Here is a 23210-nt window from a genome sequence, read left to right as displayed (position 1 = left end):
CCATATGCTAAAAGACGGACACATCCACACCCCCTATTGTCCTCACGGGACAAAGGACGCATTAGAAGATTATGTTGAAAAAGCAATAAATCTTGGTTTTAAGGAAATTTCATTTACTGAACATGCTCCGCTCCCTGAGGGCTTTGAGGATCCCGCACCTGCTCGCGACAGTGCGATGCGCAAGGAACATCTTGAAAAGTATTTTACTGATATATCAAGAGTGAAAGCTGCTTATCAAGGAAAAATCAGGATTAATGCGGGGCTTGAAGTGGATTATATTGAAGGCTTTGAACAGGAGATCCGAAAATTTCTCGATATGAACGGGAAGTATATGGATGACTCTATTTTATCTGTACACTTTCTAAAGCATGGGAGCCGCTACGAATGCCTGGACTACAGTCCCGATGTTTTTGGAAAGATGATCGAAGAATACGGTTCAATTGAAGCTGTTTATATGAATTATTTCCGCACCCTGCTTTTATCTATAAAAGCAGATTTGGGGCCATTCAAACCAAGAAGGATTGGGCATATTACCCTGGTTAAAAAGTTCCAAAAAAAATATCCCGCTGATCGGGAATTTAGAGAGGAAATAAACCAAATACTTGATGAGGTACAAAAACAAGACTATGAACTCGACTATAACGGAGCCGGCTTCGCCAAGCCGTTATGCAAAGAGTCCTATCCTCCCGATTGGGCAGCAGAAGCAGCGGCCCAAAAAGGCATTTCACTGATTTATGGGTCCGATTCTCATCAGGCAAAGGAAATGGGCCAGGGCCTTGATAGAATGAAACACCTTTAAATGCTTTCAGAGTACAGCAGCATAAGGTTTTCCGGCATGATTGCATAGGACTCCATCAACCCAATTGAAGATCTCCTTCGTGTATTTGTCTGCGAAATATTTTTCATGAGGAAATACATGCAGAACTTCAGCCATATAATGTGTGTTCAAAAATGGCATGGACAGGAGTCCTTTCAGCTGGACAATCGTATAATTGGCTGAATGGATACGAAACTCTTTTGTTTTCATGCCCCTTTCCAGCACCTTGCCAAAATAAAACTTTTCCTTTGCTAAGTAAGTGGACATGATTTCCCTTACTACTTGGGAGTCTATAGAAATTTCCCGGAGGATCAATCTTGTTAAATGGCTATGTTCAAATTGATAAGCCATAATATTTTGCGCAATTTTTTTCAGGCTCAGAGCAGCCCCCTGCTCAAGAAATGAAAACCCCCTCTCAATCTCCTGAATATACCCTTCAAAAAATGCAGTAAAGCAATATTCAAGCAGCCCGTGTTTGTTATCGAAATAGTATGCGATATTCGCCGGATTTGTCTGCGCTTTGCCTGCAATATCACGGATGGAAGTCCCAGAGAATCCTTTCGTATTAAATAAGGAGATAGCGGCCGACACAATTGCCTCTTTTGAATTTTTTTTCATCTTTCCCGCCTCGCTTTCTTTTGTAAAGTCTCTGTTCATGCATAAATGAGCGAATAATAAATTATGGCTTTATTCAAAAACGGATTTGTTGTGATAATTAAACATTCTTGCTAAAATCGTCTTATCCTTTTTAAAGTTCTCGACAATGTCTATCTAATTTCCTGTTCTTCTGCCAGGAAATTCATATATCTTTGAGGAAGTAAGGTGAATTGTGATGTTTAGTGTCGAATCATACAAGGGAACCCGTGAAGAAAATTATCAATTATTGATTAAACAGCTCTCTGCTCTTCTTGAAGGAGAAACAAACAGCATTGCCAATCTAAGCAATGCATCAGCACTTCTTAATCAATTCCTGGACCGTACAAACTGGGTAGGGTTTTACTTGATGGAAGAAGGCGAGCTGGTTCTTGGGCCATTTCAGGGTCTGCCGGCATGTGTAAGAATCCCCCTTGGTAAAGGCGTTTGCGGGACAGCTGCCAAGCAAATGGAAACATTCCGTGTAGAAGATGTCCATCAATTCCCTGGCCATATCGCCTGTGACGCAGCTTCGCAGTCTGAAATCGTCATTCCGCTTGTCAAAGAGGGCAATCTTCTTGGTGTGCTGGATATTGATTCACCAGAAAAAAACCGGTTTGATGAACTTGACCAAAAATACCTTGAAGACTTCTCGGAAGTGCTTGTATCATTCCTTTAACGGAATTGCAAAAAGGAGATGACCGTATCTGAGGCCATCTCCTTTTAGTATTAGGCTCCTTCGAGTGCCTGGGACAGATCATCCCTGATATCTTCCCACGATTCAAGTCCAACTGAAAGCCTCAGCAGAGTATCTTCAATGCCCATCTTTTCACGTGACTCCTTTGGAACCACTGCATGAGTCATCGTAGCAGGGTGCTGAATCAATGTCTCAGCATCTCCAAGGCTCACAGCAATTTTAATTAGATTCAGCCGGTTCATAAATTCCTGAGCAGTCTCTTTATCCCCCTTTAGAGTAAAAGAAATCATCCCGCCAGGTCTCCTCATTTGTTTTTGTGCAATTTCAAAATCTGCATTATTGCTGTCTCCTGGAAAATAAACTTTTTCTACCTTTGGATGCTCCAATAAGTATGTTGCAAGCTGTTCCGCATTGTCACAATGCCTGTCGAGTCTGACTGCAAGTGTTTTCAACCCGCGCAGAAGCAGCCAGGCATCAAAAGGTGAAATAATGCCTCCAATGTCTTTTTGAGTCGTCATGGAGACTTTATCTAAAAATTCTTTAGACCCAATTACAAGCCCGGCAACTACGTCACCATGACCCCCGATGTATTTTGTCGCACTATGAATGACAATATCACAGCCCAGTTCTATCGGATTCTGCAAATATGGCGAACAGAAAGTATTATCAACTACAACTGGAATTCCTTTCTCTCTCGCTGCTTCTGCAACCATTTTCAGATCCACTAATTTCATTGTTGGATTTATTGGAGTTTCAACATATATACAGGCAGTTTCCGGTTTAATTTCATCAAGCAGCTGCTGCTTTGATTCCATAGCTGAAAAATCATGGCTGATTTTATACTTTTCATCCATCATCTCCAGGAGCCCAAATGTACAGCCATAAACTCCCTGAGAACATAAAATATGGTCAGCTGTCTTTGTTAAAGCAAACAGGACAGCTGAAACTGCAGCCATACCAGACCCAAAAGCAAGGGCTGCTTCTCCTTTTTCCAGAGCGGCCATTCTTTCTTCAAGCATCTTAACTGTTGGATTTCCCAGACGGGAATAGATATAGCCTTCTTCTTCACCCGAGAAACGCTTTTCTCCCTGCTGTGCTGTCTCAAATGTAAAAGTTGACGTCTGGAATATTGGCGGTGCGAGGCTCCCCTTGAACCTTTCAGCATCATATCCTTCATGGATGACCTGCGTCTCGAAGTTAAACCGATGTTTCCTATCCATTCTACCTCTCCCTTTCACTGCAAGCGCTTACATTATTATCTATAATAAACTTCTCTTTCAGCATATGATAATAGTATATTTTTTGAAAGTATTTTGTTTTGGAAAAATACCAATAAAGACTGCCTTTCCATAAGGCAGTCCCTAGATAAATGAATCTGCAGCCGACTCAATGATCACTTTATTTTTCCCTGTATTTTTGGCGGTATATAATGCCTTGTCAGCCCGTTTAAACAGCGCAGCATATGAATCATTTTTCCCCCTGCTCCAATACGATACACCGCATGAAATGGTTACTTGGGGATCAGTGATTTGACATACCTTTCTGACAAGCCGTTCAGCAATAAGCAATCCCGCCGGCAATGAAACACCTGGCAGGTAAAGAGCCAGCTCCTCTCCGCCCCATCTTGCACCTATATCAGTGCTGCGGATATTGCTGTTTATTAAATTGGCAACTTGAATAATGATTTCATCGCCAACCTGATGTCCGTATGTATCATTTACCAATTTAAAATCATCTATATCTACAAGCATAAATGTTCCTTCATGATCTTCATTCATGGACTGATGAATCCGATCATCCAGATAACTTCGCGAATATAGCTTTGTTAAATGATCCGTTACAACCATCTTTTCAAGCTCTTCTCTTAGCATTGAATTGGTAAAGGCAAGTGTGGAATGATGAATCAAAGATTGGAGCAGCTTGAATGTTTCAAACGAAAAATGATAAGGAGAACTATGCATGACAAGGGCAAACCCCTTTAATACTCCAGATTGGGTCATTGGCACAGCCATGATGGATTTGTAAAAGCTGGCCATTCCCTCGAACTGTAAAGAAAAATCCCCAATAAAAAGAGACTCTTTCTCTTTAATGATCTTTGTCTTTATATACTGAATATAGATTTCTGCCTCTTTGGTTTGAAAAAATTCAGTGCTGCCCTGGATTATATTCACATCGGCACTATCAGAAGATATTAAGATGAAACCGGCTTCTTCAGCATCAAAGGAATGCAGAATCTGATCCGCCATGAAGTTCATGGTTTCTGTCAGGCGCAAATTCGAATTCAGGCGGTGGGATGTTTCGTTAATTAATTGAAGGTCCGCTATCAATCGCTTGGATTGCTGATAAAGCTGCGCATTTTCCAGTGCACTGCCTGCAGTATTGGCCAGAAGCGTGATAAATTCAATTTCATTTTTAGGGAATATGATGGTATTAGGAGCTATGACCTGAAGCACTCCATAAACCCCCTGTTTCCCTTTTAATGGAGCATATAAGACAGAGCGCATTTCCTGCAGGGAATCTTCAAATTGAACAGCCCCTGTGACATATGCCTGCATGGCCGCGATGTTTTCGCTGTCATATTCAAGGTCTCTAATGGGCAAATCCCCATGATTATTATTATCCTGGGACAGCAGAAGGTAATAGGTAAACGTAGGATACATTTCCTGCAAAGTATAAATAATTTCCCCCAGCACCATATCCATATCCATTGAGGAATGGAATTTCTCTGTAACTCGATACAGCTGTTTATAGCGTTTTTCTTCAGATGCAATTTTGGCGAGACCCTGAGCTTTAGCAAGAAATTGCCCGCATTCTTCGCTAAGCTCCTGAAATACATTTTCTGGATAGGAGTGAAAACAGCCTGATTCACCTGTTAAAATCATGCATCCCAGCAGCTGACCTCTCTTTACAAGAGGAATCATGATTTGTTCTCCCTTAATCTCAGTGCCTAAACTCTGCAGCTCTCTATTTTTGTTAGCCCATCTTTTTAAATCACCTGAAAAAGCAGGTGAAAGCAAAGCATCCGGGTTCGTGGCAGCTTCTGCAAAAAACTCCTGCTTCCATTCATTAAAGACGTACAGAGTTATTTCATCAGCTCCGGTAAGGGCTTTAATGGCAGAAAGCATTTCATTCACTAATTTTTCATAGTGAAAGAAACCGTTCTCCGTATCGATAATGTCAAAAAATCGGCTTTTTAAATTAAGTATGATTTGGCGTTCAAGTGTATCCATCTTTATTATCACCCATCAAATGTCTCAGATCATGAATCTTTAAACCAATAAGGTATATTATAACGGACCAGAATTAATATTTTCAGCATACATGTGGCTATTTCGTTTCGACTTTCCTATATTCATATCTTTTAAGGCAAGAAATACACATTAAAATAAAAAAAGCAAAGCATCCTTCCTTTAATTAAACAATTCCAATTTTTTCTTTATTATATCATATCTTGCAAATGGACTCTTTATAAGTTTTCTAATTTCATGTGAAAAATAGCAAAGGACAAAAACTTCGCTTATAATTTAAACATTCTTTAAATATGAAGGAGTAAAAAATAAAATCATCTTGACTTTTATCCTCTAAAAATTATATAATACTCCTTGTGTAAAATATTGCAGCCTATGTGAGCACCTTGATGCACTCATTTTGTTCCTCAACCAGAGTTTTCTGGGGATGGGGTACTGTGTAACCCTCTGCTGCTAGGGCGAAGGTACATGAAAACAAAATGGACATGATTGTTGTGCGCATCTGTTTCTGTTTTTATTTTACCCAAATAAAAACACAAAAGGAGGAGTCTTAAATGGCTCGTTATACTGGTCCAAGCTGGAAATTATCCCGTCGTCTTGGAATCTCTCTAAGCGGAACTGGTAAAGAATTAGAAAAGCGTCCTTACGCTCCTGGACAACATGGTCCAAACCAGCGCAAAAAATTATCTGAATACGGATTACAATTGCAGGAGAAGCAAAAGCTTCGTCATATGTACGGAGTAAATGAGCGTCAATTCCGCAATTTATTCGATAAAGCTGGCAAAATGCCTGGTAAGCACGGTGAAAACTTCATGATTCTTCTTGAATCACGCCTTGACAACGTGGTTTACCGTTTAGGTCTTGCACGCACTCGCCGTCAAGCTCGTCAGCTAGTTAACCATGGTCACATCATGGTTGATGGATCTCGCGTTGATATTCCATCATACCGCGTAGCACCTGGTCAAACAATTACACTTCGCGAAAAATCTCGCAGCCTTGACATCGTTAAAGAAGCAATCGAAGTAAACAACTTCGTACCTGACTTCGTATCTTTCGATGCAGACAAGCTAGAAGGAACTTTCACTCGCATGCCTGAGCGTTCTGAACTTCCAGCTGAAATCAACGAATCTCTAATCGTTGAATTCTACTCTCGTTAATAATAGTAAAACTGCCGATGAAATGTCGGCAGTTTTTTTGTTTATGGAGTGTTAATGGAATAATATTAATGAACAATGATTAAATAACAGCTTTTACCAGCGTTGACCATAAAAGTAAATTCTCATGAACAAGCTTATGCGGGATTAACTACTTTATTGTTTGCCCTGATGTCTTTTTCGTAGTTAATCATCTTGATTAACTGCTATTTCTGTTACCCCTCGCCTGTTTTCGTCGTTATTCATCTTGATTAACTGCCATTTCTGTTACCCCTCACCTGTTTTCGGCGTTATTCATCTTGATTAACTGCCATTTCTGTTACCCCTCACCTGTTTTCGTCGTTATTCATCTTGATTAACTGCTATTTCTGTTACCCCTCGTCTGTTTTCGTCGTTATTCATCTTGATTAACTGCCCTTTCTGTTTCCCCTCACCTGTTTTCAGCGTTAATCAACAGAATTAACTGCCCTTTCTGTTCTCCCTGAAATAATCGTCGTTACTCAGTGCAGTCAACGAGTATTTGTTCATCGCGGCTGGTGTTGAATTGCCAAAAAGCCCTCCGTCACAGGAGGGCTTACATTTTAGTATTTAATTAAAAAGTATTTCTTCTTTCCGCGGCGAATGACAGTAAATTGGCCTTCAATCTTGTCCTTATCCGAAAGAGTGTAGTCAAGCTCCGTTATTCGTTCTCCATTTACTGAAACAGCGCCATTCGTCACATCTTCACGTGCCTGGCGTTTGGATGGGGAGATTTTGGCAGAAACAAGCAAATCAACGATGCCCAATTCTCCGCCTTCTGAATGCTCATAAGATGGAACATCCTTAAAGCCTTGTTTGATCTCTGAGGCCGAAAGGTTTTTAATTTCCCCGCTGAATAACGCTGCTGTAATCTTAATAGCCTGTTCCAATGCTTCATCCCCATGGATCAGGCGTGTCATTTCTTCAGCAAGTGCTTTTTGGGCTTTACGGAGATGCGGTTCTTCCTGAACAGCTTTTTCAAGGCCTTCAATTTCTTCACGGGATAAGAATGTAAAGAACTTAAGATACTTGATTACATCCGCATCTGCTGTGTTAATCCAGAACTGGTAAAACTCATAAGGAGATGTTTTCTCCGGATCAAGCCAGATTGCGCCGCTTTCCGTTTTGCCGAATTTAGTTCCATCCGCTTTCGTAACCAGAGGGATGGTCAGACCGTATGCCTTGGACCCTTCAGGCGCCATTTTGCGGATGAGCTCAAGGCCGGTTGTGATATTCCCCCATTGGTCGCTGCCGCCAATCTGCATTTTGCAGTTATGGTTCTCATATAAATGAAGGAAATCCATTGCCTGCAGGATGGTGTAAGTGAATTCAGTAAAGGAAATTCCCGTTTCCAGTCTGGAAGAAATGGTGTCTTTAGCGAGCATGTAATTGACTCCGACATGTTTCCCGTAATCACGCAGGAAAGTAACAATATCCATGGAGCCTGCCCAATCATAGTTGTTAACCATAATTGCACCATTTTCACTTTCAAAATCAAAAATTCTTTTTAGCTGGTTCTTTATGCAGTCGACATTATGCTGTACAGTTTCCAGCGTCTGCAGCTTCCGCTCTTCGCTTTTACCGCTTGGATCTCCAATCAGGCCAGTGGCTCCTCCTACAAGAACGATTGGACGATGGCCTTCTTTTTGAAAGCGCCTTAAAGTCAAAAACGGCAGCAGATGCCCGATATGCATGCTGTCAGCTGTTGGGTCTACACCGCAGTATAAAGAGATTGCCTCTTTTCCGAGAGTGTTCTCGATGCCCTCTTCATCTGTCTGCTGGTAAACAATTCCTCTCCATTGCAAATCTTTAAGTAAACTCATCTTAAACTCCTCCTAATTAACGGCTATTTTCAAGGCATTAACAGGTTATCACCCATACAAAAAACGCCCCTGCAAATATGCAGGGACGCATGATCATTTTTGCGCGGTACCACCCAAATTGAGGACAGCTGTCCTCCACTCTTTCAGAATAACGGATAATCCGTCCACTGCTATAACTGCTGTGCAGGTTGACAGTGAAAGCTCAGGGAGGTAATTCATCCTTCTATTTGTACCGGCTCGCAGCGAACGCCGGCTTTCTGAAACAGGGATAGAAGCATTACTGGGTTCCCATCAATGCCTGTAAAATATTTAAACGTCTTAGATAAAACATTTTTATCATAAAAATCAGCCAAATGTCAAATGCCTGTGCAAAAAAAGGAAATTTCAGATAAATGGCGAACCTTGTCATATTACTATGTCGCAATATGCTATAATAGATGTGATTTTAGGGGGATTGATATGATGAAAGAAAAGCTTCAGATATTATTTGATAAATTGAGGCAAACTCCGGGCCTTTTCGGGAATAAGAAAGCAGCTAAAGGAGCGAGTATAACGTACCAGGTTATCTGGAATCTTACTTTGCTTTTTATCATACTGGCTGTCATTGGCGGTGCGTTCGCGGGAGGAATTGGAGCTGGTTATTTCGCGTCGCTGGTAAAGGATGAACCCATCCGATCCTATGCCAGCATGAAAAAAGATATTTATGACTATGAAGAGACATCGCAAATATACTTTGCAAATAACGTATATTTAGGAAAGCTGAGAACAGACCTCGAACGTGAGGAAGTTAAGCTTGATGATGTTTCCGAACACTTAATTAACGCAGTTGTGGCTACTGAAGATGAATACTTTTACGAACATGACGGAGTGGTGCCCAAAGCGATTATGCGCGCACTGTTTCAGGAAGTAACAAATTCATCTGTTCAATCCGGCGGAAGTACACTTACACAGCAGCTGATAAAGAATCAAATCTTAACGAATGAAGTTTCTTTCGAGCGAAAAGCAAAAGAGATCCTGCTTGCTTTGCGACTGGAGAAATTCTTTGATAAAAAAGAGATATTGGAAGCATATCTGAATGTATCTACCTTTGGAAGAAATGCATCCGGACGTAATGTTGCCGGAGTTGAAGCAGCTGCCAAAGGCATTTTTGGGGTGAGTGCAAAAGAATTAACTTTGCCTCAGGCCGCATTCATAGCAGGACTGCCGCAAAGTCCATTCGGCTACACTCCTTTTACAAGGGAGGGAACGGTCAAAGAGAATCTGGAACCAGGTTTCTCCAGGATGAAAACTGTTCTGAAAAGAATGTATGACGACGGAAAGATTGACCAGAAGCAATACGAGGAAGCTTTGGCTTACGACCTGACTAAGGATTTCACTACGCCTTCAGAAAGCCCTTTGGAAAAGTATCCATATTTGACGTATGAAATTGAAGAACGTGCAGTAAACATCATGACTAAAATTCTCGCAAAAAATGATGGATACGAAGAGCAGGACTTAAAAGAGGATGACGAGCTCCGAGAGGAATACAGGACTCTGGCAGACCGGACGATCCGCCAGAATGGCTTCCAGATCCATACGACGATCAACAAAGATATTTATGATAAAATGCAGCAGGTGAAAAATAACTACCCTTATTATGGGCCAGACAAACCTGAGACGATTAAGGACCCGGTAACCGGTGAAGATAAGCAAATCATGGAGCCCGTAGAAGTTGGTGCTATTTTAATTGAAAATAAGACCGGGAAAATCATCAGCTTTGTCGGCGGACGCGATCACAAACGCGAGCAGCTGAATCATGCTACAAGCGCTCTAAGGCAAAATGGTTCAACCATGAAGCCGCTTTTAGTCTATGCTCCTGCAATGGAACTTGGAAAAGCAGCGCCCGGCACTATTCTGCCTGATGTGCCGCTATACCTAAGTCCAGGATTAAATAGACCTTGGCCAAAGAACTATACAAATACCTATAGCGGGCTCGTTTCAGCCAGACAAGCACTCAAGCATTCATACAATGTCCCAGCTGTAAAGCTCTATAAGGATATAGTCGGACAGCGGCCTGCCGCTTATCTGGAAAAAATGGGCTTTACCTCTCTGATCGGCCCTGACTATACAAACTTGTCTACATCCATTGGTTCTTTGGAATATGGGGTAACTGTTGAAGAAAATACGAACGCCTTTACTACATTTGCCAACGGCGGGAAGTTTATTGACGCCTATATGATCGAAAAAATCACAGATAAAGACGGGAACATTATATTCCAGAATAAATCCGAGCCTGTTGATGTTTTTAGTCCGCAGACAGCGTACCTTACAATCGATATGATGAGAGATGTTATTAACAGCGGAACTGCCACATCGATTAAGAGCAGATTGAAGTTCAGTTCCGACTGGGCAGGGAAAACCGGTACTGGTACTGAATTCATAGATGCATGGTTCGTGGCATCCAACCCAAATATCACTTTCGGTATCTGGTCTGGCTATGATACGCCTAAATCATTAAAAGCCCCTGGACCGCTAAGCTATAGTTTGCGCAATAACTATCTCTGGGCGGATTTGATGAATGCAGCATATGACGTCGCACCTGACCTTGTTGATCCGAGCGAAAGCTTTAAAATGCCGGGCGGAATCGTAAGACGTTCATTCTGCGCCATTTCAGGCCTTCTCCCTTCAGAGGCATGTTCTAAAGCTGGCCTAGTCGAGACTGATTTATTCAATGCCAAATTTGTTCCTACAAAAGTTGACGATAGCCTTGGCAATGGAAAACTTGTACGAATTGGCGATAAAAAATATATGGCACTTGATTCAACACCAGGAGAATTTACTGAACCTGGAATGGTAGTGAATCCGGATTATATTCAAAAACTATTCGGCATTAAAGCAAATCTAAGTACTCTTATTCCGAATAAAGAACGCTGGAAGAGTATTCTGACAAGTGCAGATCAGCTCAAAGACAATGGCAAAGCACCTGCGGCCCCAAGCATAAAAGCTTCAGGCCAAACCATTACTTGGGGAGCACATCCTGAAAAAGATGTCATTGGCTATCGAGTATACAGCGGAGGTAAAAAGGTTGCTACTATAAAAGCCGGCTCTTCCCTAAACTACAAGGCTGGAAGCGGCTCGATCCATGTAACAGCCGTTGACATTGCCGGCAAAGAGTCTGCTTCTTCCAATGTAGTGGAAATCGGCCAAAAGACGGAAAAAGAAAAACCGAAAGAAGAGAAGCCAAAAGAAGAGAAACCTAAAGAGGAGAAACCTAAAGATCCTCCAGCCGAGGAAAAGCCTGATGCTGAGAAGCCATCAGAACCCGGTGATGGTGAAGAAACTAATTAAAGAAAAGCAGAATTCCATTGGCCCAGACAGGGTCTGGGATTCTGCTTTTTCTTTATAGAAATAACAATGCCAAAAATATATTCTGGATACTTTGTTAAACAATTTTATCAAAAGGTTTATAACAAACAACCTTGAAACAATAACAAAGACCGCTGCTCATTAAGCAGCGGCCTCCTCTATTAATCTTCCATTGTAGACAAATCGCCAGTTGGCAGGTCCAGCTCCCATGCCTTAAGCACACGGCGCATGATTTTACCGCTGCGGGTTTTTGGAAGTTTGTCTCGGAATTCGATTTCACGCGGGGCAGCGTGGGCAGCAAGGCCTTTCTTAACGAATTGGCGGATTTCTTCCACTAATTCCTCAGTAGGTTCATGTCCGTCTCGTAAAGCAACAAATGCTTTAATAATTTCACCGCGGACAGGATCCGGCTTGCCGATAACTCCAGCTTCTGCAACAGCTGGATGTTCGATCAGCTTGCTCTCTACTTCAAACGGCCCTACACGTTCGCCAGATGTCATGATAACGTCATCTACACGGCCCTGGAACCAGAAATATCCATCTTCATCCATATAAGCAGAGTCTCCCGAAACATACCAGTTACCTGGCATAAAATAAGATTCATATTTTTGCTCGTTATTCCAGATGGCATTCATCATGGAAGGCCATCCTTTTTTAATCGCAAGGTTCCCCATGCGGTTTGGCGGCAGCTCATTTCCCTGATCATCGACAATGGCTGCTTTAACACCCGGAATCGGCTTACCCATTGATCCCGGCTTAATTTCAAGGCAAGGATAGTTGCAGATGAGCTGTGCACCTGTTTCTGTCATCCACCATGTATCATGGATGCGCATATTGAATACTTTTATGCCCCATCTGACTACTTCAGGATTTAGCGGTTCCCCGACACTGAGGACATGACGAAGGGAGCTTAAATCAAACTTTTTCACAACTTCATCGCCCGCCCCCATCAGCATGCGGAAAGCGGTTGGAGCACTGTACCACACTGTGACTCCATACTCCTCAATCATTTTATACCAAGTCTCCGGGTTGAACCTGCCTCCAACAATAAGGTTTGAAGTCCCTGTCAGCCAAGGGCCGAAAATGCCATATGAAGTACCGGTTACCCATCCCGGGTCAGCAGTGCACCAATATACATCTTCTTCTTTTAAGTCCAGCACCCATTTAGCGGTCTGATAATGCTGAATCATTGCATTATGTACATGCAGCACTCCTTTTGGCTTGCCTGTGGAACCGGAAGTATAGTGCAAAATAAGGCCATCTTTTCCATCAACCCATTCAATCGGCAGCTTCCTGCTCGATTCAGCCATTCTTTTATTAAAATCAACATATGGTCCTGTTTCCTCGATATTTTCCCCAACAAGAAAAACATGCTTCAAGGCAGGCAGCTGATCGACAGGCACACGCTCCAAAAGCTCAGGTGTTGTAATCAGGACTTTTGCTTCACTGTCATCAAGTCTGTCACGGACTGCTCCTTCCATGAAAGCTTCAAACAGAGGGCCTACAATGGCTCCCAGCTTAATAGCCCCCAATACGGCAAAATAGAGTTCAGGAGAGCGCGGCATAAAGATAAAAACCCGGTCTCCTTTCTCTACATCCCCATATGCTTTTAATGCATTTCCCGCTTTATTGGATAGTTCCTTCATTTCTTTAAATGTATATTTCTCATTTCTCTGTCCATCGCGATAATAAAGGGCAACCTTATTTTTTCTGAAAGATTCCGCATGACGGTCAATGGCCTCATAGGCCATATTCATGCGGCCGGTTTCTTTCCAGGAAAATTCTTTTTCCGCATCAGCCCAGTTAAAATTTTCATAAAGCTCATCATAGCTTTTTAAATTGAAGTCCCCTTGTGTTACTGGCAGCGCTTCCACTTTCATATATAATTATCCCCCTTATTTAAGATTTGATATTATTATAGTATAAACATTATATTTTCTCAATTTTTAAAATTTTGCAGCGAAAAATAATTACTTATGAACCAAATAACAAATTGTCACAAACTTTTTTAAATTACACAGAAAATTATGTGAAAGCGCTTTATCCCCCGTGTTTTTATGTATAATAGAAATTACATTGATCATGTCTATTGGGCGGTGAATAAATGGAACATAAAAGAACGTATAATGCAAAAGAATTAAAAACATCCAATGGAAAATTAATCATTGAGGGGCCAATTTCACCTGAAAAATTGGCAGATTATGAGTTTCATAAAGATCTTGTTGCTTTCAGGCCTCCGGCTCAGCAGCATAAAGCCCTGGTTGAAATTGCGGGATTGCCGGAGGGAAGAATTATAGTGGCCCGTGACAGACATACCATTGTCGGCTATGTTACTTACTTGTATCCAGACCCTCTTGAGCGCTGGTCTGAAGGGAAAATGGATAATTTAATAGAATTGGGTGCAATAGAAGTGATCCCTGCTTTCCGAGGTTCAGGGACAGGCAAGAACCTGCTGAAAGTATCCATGATGGATGACGCAATGGAAGACTATATCGTTATAACGACTGAATATTATTGGCATTGGGATTTAAAAGGAACTGGCCTGAATGTATGGGAATATCGAAAAATCATGGAAAAGATGATGAATGCAGGCGGTCTTGAATGGTATGCCACAGATGACCCTGAAATCAGTTCTCATCCTGCAAATTGCCTAATGGCCCGCATCGGAAAAAGAGTGGACCAGGATTCAGTGCAGCAATTTGACCGATTGCGCTTTATGAATCGCTTTATGTATTAAATCTTTATTAACAGCGTCAATACATAATTCATGCCTGTATTCAGTCTATTTTTTCGGCATGAATGCATCTCCATATATTTTATAAGGAGGCATTTAAAGTGATTGTTGAAGAAATTATGAAAACGGATGTCACGTCCTTGTCAAAAGAAGACACCATTGCCGATGCCATAAGAATTATGAGCGAAAAAAGAATACGGCATTTGCCTATAACAGATGAAGCGGGCAAATTGCAGGGACTTGTAACAGATAGGGACATTCGTGATGCCACACCATCTATTTTTCATACAGAACTATTTAAGGAAGATCTGCAGCGGCCATTAAAAATGATTATGAAGACAGATATCATCACAGGACACCCTCTTGATTTTGCTGAAGAAATTGCTGCGGTTTTTTATGAACAGCGGATTGGCTGCCTGCCAATATTAAACGATAATAAGCTGGTTGGAATTGTCACAGAAACCGATTTGCTTCATACGCTAGTTCAATTGACGGGAGCTCATCAGCCAGGTTCGCAGATTGAAGTGAAGGTGCCAAACAGGGCGGGCATGCTGTTTGAAATCGCTGAAGTCATCTGCAAAAGAAAAGCAAATATTCAGAGTGTCCTTGTTTATCCTGACAAAACGGATGATAAATACAAAATACTGGTGATAAGGGTACAGACTATGAACCCTACGCTTGTTGTTGAAGATTTGAAAAAAGCAGGCCACCATGTTTTATGGCCCAGTCTGCCGGGGATTTCACTATGACACATGATTCAGTATTTGTTTTTTCGGAAGACCTGCTGAACTATAAATTCAGCAAAAATCATCCTTTTAATCAGATAAGGCTGAAACTGACACTCGATTTGCTCAAAAATATTAATGCCATTGATGACTGTCATATTATTCCCCCGCGCCAGGCTTCCGATGAAGAGCTTCACTTGATTCATGATCCTAATTATGTGAATGCTGTCAAGCTTGCCGGCCGGGGACAGCTTCCTGAGGATATCGGCGAAAACTATGGTCTCGGAACAGAAGACACACCTATTTTTCCAAACATGCACGAAGCAAGCTCCCTTTTAGTAGGAGGCACTCTGGCAGCCGTTGATGCAGTCATGAGCGGACGTGCTAAGCACGCACTTCACCTTGGCGGCGGCCTTCACCACGGTTTTCGGGGAAAAGCTTCTGGATTTTGCATCTACAACGATAGCTCCGTAGCCATAAAATATATACAGGAAAAGTATAAAGCCCGTATTCTGTATGTGGATACAGATGCCCATCATGGTGATGGTGTCCAATGGTCATTTTATGATGACCCGGATGTATGCACCTTGTCTATTCACGAAACAGGCAGATACCTTTTCCCCGGAACCGGAAATGTAAATGAACGAGGACAAGGGAAAGGATATGGATTCTCTTTTAATATTCCCGTGGATGCATTTACTGAAGACGATTCTTGGCTTCACGCATACCGTACAGCTTTTCGGGAGGTTGCAGAATTTTTCAAACCGGATGTGATTCTGACGCAAAATGGTGCTGATGCACATTATCTTGATCCTCTTACCCATTTGTCATCTACTATAAAGGTTTATAGGGAAATTCCGAAACTGGCCCATGAAATTGCCCATGAATATTGTGATGGGAAATGGATAGCCGTCGGCGGCGGCGGTTATGATATTTGGAGGGTTGTTCCCCGGGCATGGGCCATGATATGGCTTGAAATGACTGAAAACTCGAATTGTTACGGCAATATGCCGGAGGAATGGATAAACAAGTGGAAAGAACACGCCCCTGTCCCTCTTCCCCCGGAATGGGACGATCCGGCTGATTTATATAAGCCTATCCCCCGTAAGAGTGAAATAACTGAAAAAAATGCCCGGACAGTGGACAAAGTCCTTTATCCCATCCGGAACAGATCTATGACAGAATCTTTATAAGAACAGCGGCCGGGAACATTTTACCGGCCGCTGTTCATTTCTGCATATACAAATAAACAGGTCTGACTATTACCAGACCTGTTATCAATTATGAATATTGTTATCTTCATTAAATTTCGGATCAGAAATAATGATTTCAACACGCCTGTTTTTCTCCCAATTCTCCGGTCCGGAATTAGGAACGATAGGACGGGTTTCCCCGTAGCCGACGGCCATAAACCTATGACTGTCAAGATTATGCTTTTCTGTTAGATATCTGATTACAGTACTTGCCCTGGCAGCAGATAACTCCCAATTGGACGGATATCTGTAAGTAGTTATGGGCCGGTCATCAGTATGTCCTTCCACCTTCACAAGGTTTGGCATGTTTGCTAAAAGGGTTCCTACTTTATCCAGAAAAGAATAGGAACTGTCTATCAGACTTGCATCTCCGGATTCAAATAAAACCTGTTCCTGCAGAACGAGAACAACCCCCCGTTCCGTCCTGTTTGCCACAATGACTTTTTCTAATCCATTCTTATCCAGATACGACTGAATCTCCATCAGAAGCTCATCAAGCGAATCGGATTGCCCGCTGCCTTCATTTTCTTTTATTTCTTCATTTTGTCCCGGGTTCTCTGCAGGAATGATAGACGGCTGGAAATCCAGCACCTGCCTGTCCCGGAAAGAATCGGATAATGCCTGAAACTTCATTAAATCAATCTGTGACATCGAAAACAACAGAATAAAAAATACCAATATCAGTGTGACGAGATCGGAGAAAGTCACCATCCATCTTGGGGCGCCTTTTGGAGGCTCCGGAGATCTTCTCCTAGGCTTCATAATCCAGTGCCTCCCCCTCATTTACAGCTTTCTCCAAATCTCTCCGTTCTTCTGAGGATAAAAAGGCGCTCAGCTTTTCTTCCAATATTCTCGGATTCTGCCCGGATTGAACACCGATAACCCCTTCAATAATAATCTGCTTCAAAAAAACTTCCTTCTCTGTCTTTAAAGCCAGCTTTGCCGCCATCGGCAGAAAAATCAGATTGGCCAGCAGGGAGCCATATAAAGTAGTCAGTAAGGCAAGAGCCATATTGGGCCCAAGTGTGGAAGGATCATTCAAATTCTTCAGCATCAGAACCAGTCCGATCAGGGTCCCTATCATTCCCCATGCCGGAGCGTACTCCCCGGCTCTTTCGAGAATGCTTCTCCCTTTTCTGTGCCTCTCTTCCATCGCCATAATTTCGGCATTCATAATGTCAGTAATGACATCTGGCTCTATACCATCCACAGCCAGGTAAACGCCTTTGCGTATGAAAGGATCTTCCACCTTCTCGATTTCAGCCTCAAGCGATAACAGCCCTTCACGCCGGGCACGCTCAGAGAGTTTGACAAAAATTCCAATCAGCTCGCCAACGCTTTGCTCTTCACTGGAAAAAACCTGCTTAAAAACGGTGGCCATATGCCTGATATCTTTTAAAGGAAAACTTACAAGCAGCCCGGCTATTAAACCGCCCAAAACAATAAGAATTGAAGAAGGGTCAACAAAGGATAAAAAACCATCAGCTCCTCCATTCCACATGATTCCAAAAATCAGCATAGCAAGCCCCACCATTAACCCTGCCGGTGTTAAAATATCAAACTTTCTCATACTCTCTCTCCCTGATCCATTGCGAATTGCCTTTGTCTAATGGTTTATTTATGTCCTCGAAAACAGGTACGATAGCTAAAATTGGCAGAAAGAAACGCCTTCTAATTAAGGCGCTTCTCTTTCTTCCCTTTGTCTAGCTGCAGCGCCTAGCCCTTCGAGTCACTTTGGTCCAGCGCTTATCGGGGCTGGTCGAGGCGCTTCCGCTTTTCTGTTATATCGGCAAGTCCATTATTTTGTTGAGCTTCGTTCTTCAATTCGGTGAGGGAGTACAACAATTTGCTCATCGACTGATTCCTTATTCATAAGTTTCGTAAGCAATCTCATGGCAACTGCACCAATATCATACAAAGGCTGTACGACTGATGTCAGCTGAGGACGGACCATTAATGCCAATCTGGTATTGTCAGAGCTGATGACCTCAAAGTCTTTCGGGATATTATACCCTTTATCCTCCGCCCCGTGGACAATTCCCAATGCCATTTCATCAGATCCTGCAAAAATAGCGGTTGGACGCGGATCTGCCTCAAGCAGCTTTTCAAAGGCTTCTATACCTGAATCGTACGTATAATCTCCTTCAACCACCAATTCATCGCGGAAGGGCACCTCAGCTTCTTCCAATGCCCGCTTATAGCCTGCAAGCTTTTTTTCCTGATTAATCGGCTCTCGGAGAGGGCCCACCACGATAGCAGCATCTTTATGGCCTTTTTCAATAAATGACTTGGTCACATCAAATGCTGCCTGTTCATAATTAATATTTACAGATGGGATTTTGCCTGTTTCTTCAATAGAGCCAGCCAGTACGATCGGAACTGGTGACTTTTCAAACTCTTCAACATGCTCGGACGTAATATTGCCGCCCATGAAGACTATTCCATCTACCTGTTTCCCGAGCATAGTATTGAGCAAGTGCAGCTCTTTTTCAATATTTTGGTCGGAGTTGCTGAGAATGATATTATATTTATACATTGTCGCAATATCCTCAATGCCCCTTGCCAATTCTGCAAAAAAGGTGCTGGAGATATCGGGAATAATCACACCTACTGTAGTAGTTTTCTTGCTTGCCAATCCTCTTGCAACCGCGTTGGGGCGGTACCCAAGCCGGTCAATTACTTCCATTACTTTTTTTCTTGTTGCAGGTTTAACATTCGGGTTGCCATTTACAACACGAGAAACCGTTGCCATTGATACATTCGCTTCTCTTGCCACATCGTATATTGTTACATTCATTACTGACACTCCTTCTTTAAATAGCGGTCACTTCTATTACTGTATATTTTACAGCAACACGGCGTAACCTACTCATTTTTTATCCTAATTTGTGAGTGGTTACACATGTACAATTATGTATTTAATCATACGACAGTCCAGGATTTGCCGCAATGTCAAGGCTTGTATTTTTGAAAAAAACTTAAATTTGCACTTTAAATGAGAAAAAGAGCCTTCTGCAACTGGCAGAAGGCTCTTCATATTTAGATGGCTATACTCTCAGCAATGCTGAAGATTGAAGTTCAGCCATAAACTGATCAAATTGATTCAAATCCATTTGCTGCGCTGAATCTGAAAGGGCAACTGCCGGGTCAGGATGAACTTCTGCCATTACGCCATCTGCGCCGATTGCCAGCGCTGCTTTTGCTGCTGGAAGAAGCAAATCTCTGCGGCCAGTTGAATGCGTAACGTCAACCAGTACTGGCAAATGTGTTTCCTGCTTAAGAATTGGCACAGCCGAAATGTCCAGTGTATTGCGTGTTGCACGTTCGTATGTGCGGATTCCGCGCTCACATAGGATGATCTGTCCATTCCCCTGAGACATGATATATTCCGCAGCATTGATGAATTCTTCAATTGTAGCTGCAATCCCGCGCTTTAAAAGAACTGGTTTGTTTACAGCCCCCGCTGCTTTTAATAGCTCGAAGTTTTGCATGTTTCTTGCCCCTATTTGAATGACATCAATATAATTTACAGCCGTTTCAATATCATTAGGGCTTACGATTTCAGAAATAACTGCCAAATCGTATTCATCTGCCACTCTTTTTAAGATTTTTAGACCTTCAAGGCCAAGCCCCTGGAAATCATATGGCGATGTTCTTGGTTTATATGCGCCTCCGCGAAGGAGCTTAAGACCTTTTGCTTTTACAGCTTCAGCAACAGTTGCAACCTGCTCATAAGATTCCACTGCACAAGGGCCAAAAACAAGATGAGGATTGCCGTCCCCTACTTTTTCACCCTTTAAGTCTACAATTGTATTTTCAGGCTTCTTTTTGCGTGAAACAAGAAGCGCTTTTCTATGATCATCTTTTTGAAGTTCAAGACCTGCTTTAAAAATTTCCTTGAACATATGCTCAATTGTTGAATTTTCAAAAGGACCGTCATTATGCTCTTTTATCAAGTCCAGCATCTTGCGTTCTCGGACAGGATCATAACGATAAACCCCTTGTGTTTCCTTTACTCTTCCGATTTCCTGAACAAGTTCTGCTCTTTCATTGATCAAAGCTAAAAGCTGGAGATTCAGCTCATCCACTCGATCGCGAAGTTTATCTAGCTCTTTATTGCTCATTTCCTGTCCCTTCCTTTCGAATCTAAATTTAAGCCGTGTTGGTTTCAGGATGTATGCACATAGCACGCATTTAAATGCGCACAGCGTTAAACATTTCCATCTTTCTCTTTTACGGCCTCTGGATATGTGATACATTTTTTATAATTAGGGTTATTATATATGAATTATTCAGACATGTCACGAAAAATTTCTTTATTAATTAAACGCTTTTAAGTGATAAAGCAGTTTTAGGGCATTATATAAGCATTCTATGACATTTACAAAGAAGGTGTACTGCTTTGGACGAACAAAAAAAGCTTTTTGCACTGGATATCGGCACCCGCACGGTGGTTGGAATTATTCTCGAAGAAAACGGCGGGCAATATCATGTGAAAGACATCGTGATTAAGGAGCATGCAGAAAGGGCCATGCTCGATGGACAGATCCATGACGTACTGGCTGTATCAAAAATTATAGCAGAAATCAGGGATGAACTAGAAGCAAAACACGGCCCATTAAAAAAAGTGTGCGTTGCAGCGGCAGGCAGGGCTTTAAAAACAGAAAGATCTGAAACAGCTATCAGTATTAAAGGAAAACCGATGTTGCAAAAGCAGGATATACTTCACCTTGAATTAAGTGCAGTTCAGCAGGCACAGGCAATGGCTGCTGAACTGCATGAAACTGAAAAAAGCTATTATTACTATTGTGTTGGATATTCCGTTTTATACTATCGTCTTGACAGAGAAGAAATCGGCAGTCTGATTGATCAGCAGGGGGATGAAGCATCCGTTGAAATCATTGCTACTTTCCTGCCCAAGGTTGTAGTGGAGTCACTAATTTCAGCTCTTCAAAGGGCTGGCCTGGAAATGGAAGCTTTGACACTTGAGCCAATCGCAGCTATTAATGTGCTGATTCCTCCTTCGATGAGAAGGCTGAATGTTGCTCTTGTTGATATCGGTGCCGGAACATCCGATATTGCCATTACAGATATGGGCACAGTTACTGCTTATGGAATGGTGCCTGTAGCAGGCGATGAGATAACTGAAGCAATCAGTGACCAGCTTCTGCTGGACTTTCCTTTAGCCGAAAAGGCAAAGAGAGATTTGCATTTATCGGATACAATTACTGTCACGGATATTCTCGGCTTCCAGACAGAAGTCAGCAGGGAAGAGACAATTGAAAAAATTTCTCCTGCGCTTGAACGTTTGACAAATTCCATCTGCGATGAAATTCTGCAGCTGAATAATAGGCCACCCAAAGCCGTCATGCTGGTAGGGGGCGGGAGCTTAACACCTGGACTTCCTGAAAGGATAGCGCAAAGATTGGGCCTTCCAGCGAATAGAGTCGCAATTAGGGGAATTGATGCCATAAGCGGGCTGAATTTACCGGATTTTACAGACAGAGGCCCCGAACTTGTCACCCCAATAGGAATAGCCATCGCTGCTAAAAAAGCTCCGGTCCAATATTGTACAGTTTACGTCAACGATCAGCCTGTCAGGCTATTCGAGGTCAAGAACCTGACAGTTGGGGATTGTCTCCTGGCAGCAGGCATAAAAATGAATAAGCTTTACGGGAAGCCCGGACTCGCCATGATAGTCCAACTAAATGGGCAAAGCGTTACGATTCCGGGAAGCCATGGAGAAGCTCCTGTCATCAAACGCAACAGCCTTACAAGTGCTTTGGATGAAGAAATTAAATCAGGGGATATCATTACTGCTTCAAGAGGACGAGACGGAGTGCCTGCTGAAGTCCGCATAAAAGATTTGATTGATGAAGTTCCGGAAAAGTCAATCACTATTAACGGAAAGCAGTACACAATCCAGCCTGCTATTACCTGTAATGAAAAAGCGGTCTCGCTTGAGCAGATCATTGCTGATCGGGATAAGGTGGAGTGCAGGATTCCGGAAACGTTTGAAGAAACCTTAAGAATTTTAAACCTAAACGATTTATTAAACGAGCTTACGCCTTTTAGAATCAGCATTAATGAAAAAGAGACATTTCTGCCTCGCCATACCGGAAAGCTTTTTAAAAACGGCCTTGAGGCGAATTATCATAGCATAGTAGACGATGGTGACAACCTGCGAATTGAAAAAAGAAGCACACTAACAGTAAAGGAATTAGCAGATATTAAGCAGCTGTCACTTCATCAAAGGATCCCGGTCATGTTTAACGGTAAAAAATTAGAGCTTTCCAGGGGAATACTTGAATTTCAGAGAGAAGGAACTGTCCTCACCGAAGATGATCCGATTCATGCTGGAGATGCCATTACACTCGTGAAAAAACCAATGCCCCCCTTTATTTTCCAGGATGTCTTCAGCCATGTTAGTGTAGATATGCCTGCAGCATCTTCCGGAAGCTTCGTTCTCTTGAAAAATGGGGAAAAGACATCTTTTCATGAACCTGTAGAGCCTGGTGATCACCTCAAAATCGTGTGGCCTGCCATAAATAATAAAAATTCAAATGTAAACTATATATAAGAAAAGCGGAAGCGCCTTCGGAACAAGCCAAAAACGCTTGTTCCTGTGAAGAACAACCAAGGAAGCTCTACACTGGGTGCTCACCCCCGACAATGACCTCGAGGGGGCAGGCTGCTTGCGCTAGACAGTTATCGACGTTTAAAAAATTTTATATTTTCTTGTTTGATAGCAAAAACCCATCCG

17 protein-coding genes and 1 other annotated feature are annotated in these 23210 nt (G+C 42.3%); of the genes, 8 read left to right on the top strand and 9 right to left on the bottom strand.

Annotated features, from left to right (window positions below):
* Positions 1-4 precede the first annotated feature (4 nt).
* Positions 5-799 (top strand): histidinol-phosphatase HisJ, encoded by a 795-nt coding sequence (hisJ, locus tag QUF73_22340; protein MDM5228846.1) that lies wholly within the window; start codon positions 5-7, stop codon positions 797-799.
* 6 nt (positions 800-805) lie between these two features.
* Here hisJ and refZ read toward each other — a convergent pair whose 3' ends face one another.
* On the bottom strand, positions 806-1435 hold the full coding sequence (gene refZ, locus QUF73_22335; GenBank protein ID MDM5228845.1) for a forespore capture DNA-binding protein RefZ: 630 nt from the start codon (positions 1433-1435) through the stop codon (positions 806-808).
* A 214-nt stretch (positions 1436-1649) separates the two neighbouring features.
* On the opposite strand from refZ, the gene QUF73_22330 reads away from it, so the two are divergent.
* Positions 1650-2129 (top strand): GAF domain-containing protein, encoded by a 480-nt coding sequence (locus tag QUF73_22330; GenBank protein ID MDM5228844.1) that lies wholly within the window; start codon positions 1650-1652, stop codon positions 2127-2129.
* A gap of 50 nt (positions 2130-2179) precedes the next feature.
* Here QUF73_22330 and megL read toward each other — a convergent pair whose 3' ends face one another.
* Together megL and QUF73_22320 are read right to left on the bottom strand one after the other, a co-directional pair.
* On the bottom strand, positions 2180-3367 hold the full coding sequence (gene megL / locus QUF73_22325) for a methionine gamma-lyase (protein MDM5228843.1): 1188 nt from the start codon (positions 3365-3367) through the stop codon (positions 2180-2182).
* 141 nt (positions 3368-3508) lie between these two features.
* Complete coding sequence (locus QUF73_22320) at positions 3509-5377, bottom strand: diguanylate cyclase (GenBank protein MDM5228842.1); 1869 nt, start codon at positions 5375-5377, stop codon at positions 3509-3511.
* Positions 5378-5949: 572 nt separating this feature from the next.
* Between QUF73_22320 and rpsD the strand changes: the two genes are divergently transcribed.
* Positions 5950-6552, top strand: coding sequence for a 30S ribosomal protein S4 (rpsD, locus tag QUF73_22315; GenBank protein ID MDM5228841.1), 603 nt, complete (start codon positions 5950-5952; stop codon positions 6550-6552).
* A gap of 578 nt (positions 6553-7130) precedes the next feature.
* Here the strand turns inward: rpsD and tyrS are convergent.
* Entirely contained in the window at positions 7131-8390 is a 1260-nt protein-coding gene (gene tyrS / locus QUF73_22310; GenBank protein ID MDM5228840.1) for a tyrosine--tRNA ligase, read from the bottom strand.
* Positions 8391-8468: 78 nt separating this feature from the next.
* Positions 8469-8694 (bottom strand) — a binding site (T-box leader).
* A gap of 155 nt (positions 8695-8849) precedes the next feature.
* On the opposite strand from tyrS, the gene QUF73_22305 reads away from it, so the two are divergent.
* A complete protein-coding gene (locus tag QUF73_22305) occupies positions 8850-11717 on the top strand; it encodes a transglycosylase domain-containing protein (protein ID MDM5228839.1) in 2868 nt (955 codons plus the stop codon).
* Between the two features lie 179 nt (positions 11718-11896).
* On the opposite strand, the gene acsA is transcribed toward QUF73_22305, so the two are convergent.
* A complete protein-coding gene (gene acsA / locus QUF73_22300) occupies positions 11897-13615 on the bottom strand; it encodes an acetate--CoA ligase (GenBank protein MDM5228838.1) in 1719 nt (572 codons plus the stop codon).
* A gap of 224 nt (positions 13616-13839) precedes the next feature.
* On the opposite strand from acsA, the gene QUF73_22295 reads away from it, so the two are divergent.
* From QUF73_22295 to QUF73_22285, 3 genes are all read left to right on the top strand, one after another.
* Positions 13840-14472: a GNAT family N-acetyltransferase gene (locus QUF73_22295; GenBank protein MDM5228837.1), complete on the top strand. Its 633-nt coding sequence runs from the start codon at positions 13840-13842 to the stop codon at positions 14470-14472.
* A gap of 98 nt (positions 14473-14570) precedes the next feature.
* The gene (locus tag QUF73_22290; GenBank protein ID MDM5228836.1) at positions 14571-15218 is read left to right on the top strand and encodes an acetoin utilization AcuB family protein; all 648 of its coding nucleotides are present in this window, start codon (positions 14571-14573) and stop codon (positions 15216-15218) included.
* Positions 15215-16387, top strand: a complete 1173-nt coding sequence (locus tag QUF73_22285; protein MDM5228835.1) for an acetoin utilization protein AcuC — start codon at positions 15215-15217, stop codon at positions 16385-16387. The genes QUF73_22290 and QUF73_22285 overlap by 4 nt, the downstream gene beginning before the upstream one ends.
* Before the next feature lie 84 nt (positions 16388-16471).
* Here QUF73_22285 and motS read toward each other — a convergent pair whose 3' ends face one another.
* From motS to QUF73_22265, 4 genes are all read right to left on the bottom strand, one after another.
* The gene (motS, locus tag QUF73_22280; GenBank protein ID MDM5228834.1) at positions 16472-17209 is read right to left on the bottom strand and encodes a flagellar motor protein MotS; all 738 of its coding nucleotides are present in this window, start codon (positions 17207-17209) and stop codon (positions 16472-16474) included.
* Complete coding sequence (gene motP / locus QUF73_22275; protein ID MDM5228833.1) at positions 17199-18017, bottom strand: flagellar motor protein MotP; 819 nt, start codon at positions 18015-18017, stop codon at positions 17199-17201. The genes motS and motP overlap by 11 nt, the downstream gene beginning before the upstream one ends.
* A 228-nt stretch (positions 18018-18245) precedes the next feature.
* Complete coding sequence (gene ccpA / locus QUF73_22270) at positions 18246-19244, bottom strand: catabolite control protein A (GenBank protein ID MDM5228832.1); 999 nt, start codon at positions 19242-19244, stop codon at positions 18246-18248.
* A gap of 250 nt (positions 19245-19494) precedes the next feature.
* Positions 19495-20571 carry a bifunctional 3-deoxy-7-phosphoheptulonate synthase/chorismate mutase gene (locus QUF73_22265; GenBank protein ID MDM5228831.1) on the bottom strand — a complete coding sequence of 359 codons (1077 nt, stop codon included), beginning with the start codon at positions 20569-20571 and terminating at the stop codon, positions 19495-19497.
* A 278-nt stretch (positions 20572-20849) separates the two neighbouring features.
* On the opposite strand from QUF73_22265, the gene QUF73_22260 reads away from it, so the two are divergent.
* Positions 20850-23027 (top strand): cell division protein FtsA, encoded by a 2178-nt coding sequence (locus QUF73_22260; protein MDM5228830.1) that lies wholly within the window; start codon positions 20850-20852, stop codon positions 23025-23027.
* The last annotated feature ends 183 nt before the right edge of the window (positions 23028-23210 follow it).

The organism is Cytobacillus sp. NJ13 (assembly GCA_030348385.1).
Taxonomy (GTDB): domain Bacteria; phylum Bacillota; class Bacilli; order Bacillales; family Cytobacillaceae; genus Cytobacillus.
The sequence above is the reverse complement of the archived record's forward strand: the minus strand, read 5'-3'. Positions and strand labels throughout refer to the sequence as shown.

Excerpts from the sequence above, each read along its gene's own strand:
- hisJ (MDM5228846.1), top strand. The coding sequence starts at position 5 with ATGCTAAAAGACGGACACATCCACACCCCCTATTGTCCTCACGGGACA.
- refZ (MDM5228845.1), bottom strand. The coding sequence starts at position 1,435 with ATGAAAAAAAATTCAAAAGAGGCAATTGTGTCGGCCGCTATCTCCTTA.
- QUF73_22330 (MDM5228844.1), top strand. The coding sequence starts at position 1,650 with ATGTTTAGTGTCGAATCATACAAGGGAACCCGTGAAGAAAATTATCAA.
- megL (MDM5228843.1), bottom strand. The coding sequence starts at position 3,367 with ATGGATAGGAAACATCGGTTTAACTTCGAGACGCAGGTCATCCATGAA.
- QUF73_22320 (MDM5228842.1), bottom strand. The coding sequence starts at position 5,377 with ATGGATACACTTGAACGCCAAATCATACTTAATTTAAAAAGCCGATTT.
- rpsD (MDM5228841.1), top strand. The coding sequence starts at position 5,950 with ATGGCTCGTTATACTGGTCCAAGCTGGAAATTATCCCGTCGTCTTGGA.
- tyrS (MDM5228840.1), bottom strand. The coding sequence starts at position 8,390 with ATGAGTTTACTTAAAGATTTGCAATGGAGAGGAATTGTTTACCAGCAG.
- QUF73_22305 (MDM5228839.1), top strand. The coding sequence starts at position 8,850 with ATGATGAAAGAAAAGCTTCAGATATTATTTGATAAATTGAGGCAAACT.
- acsA (MDM5228838.1), bottom strand. The coding sequence starts at position 13,615 with ATGAAAGTGGAAGCGCTGCCAGTAACACAAGGGGACTTCAATTTAAAA.
- QUF73_22295 (MDM5228837.1), top strand. The coding sequence starts at position 13,840 with ATGGAACATAAAAGAACGTATAATGCAAAAGAATTAAAAACATCCAAT.
- QUF73_22285 (MDM5228835.1), top strand. The coding sequence starts at position 15,215 with ATGACACATGATTCAGTATTTGTTTTTTCGGAAGACCTGCTGAACTAT.
- motS (MDM5228834.1), bottom strand. The coding sequence starts at position 17,209 with ATGAAGCCTAGGAGAAGATCTCCGGAGCCTCCAAAAGGCGCCCCAAGA.
- motP (MDM5228833.1), bottom strand. The coding sequence starts at position 18,017 with ATGAGAAAGTTTGATATTTTAACACCGGCAGGGTTAATGGTGGGGCTT.
- ccpA (MDM5228832.1), bottom strand. The coding sequence starts at position 19,244 with ATGAATGTAACAATATACGATGTGGCAAGAGAAGCGAATGTATCAATG.
- QUF73_22265 (MDM5228831.1), bottom strand. The coding sequence starts at position 20,571 with ATGAGCAATAAAGAGCTAGATAAACTTCGCGATCGAGTGGATGAGCTG.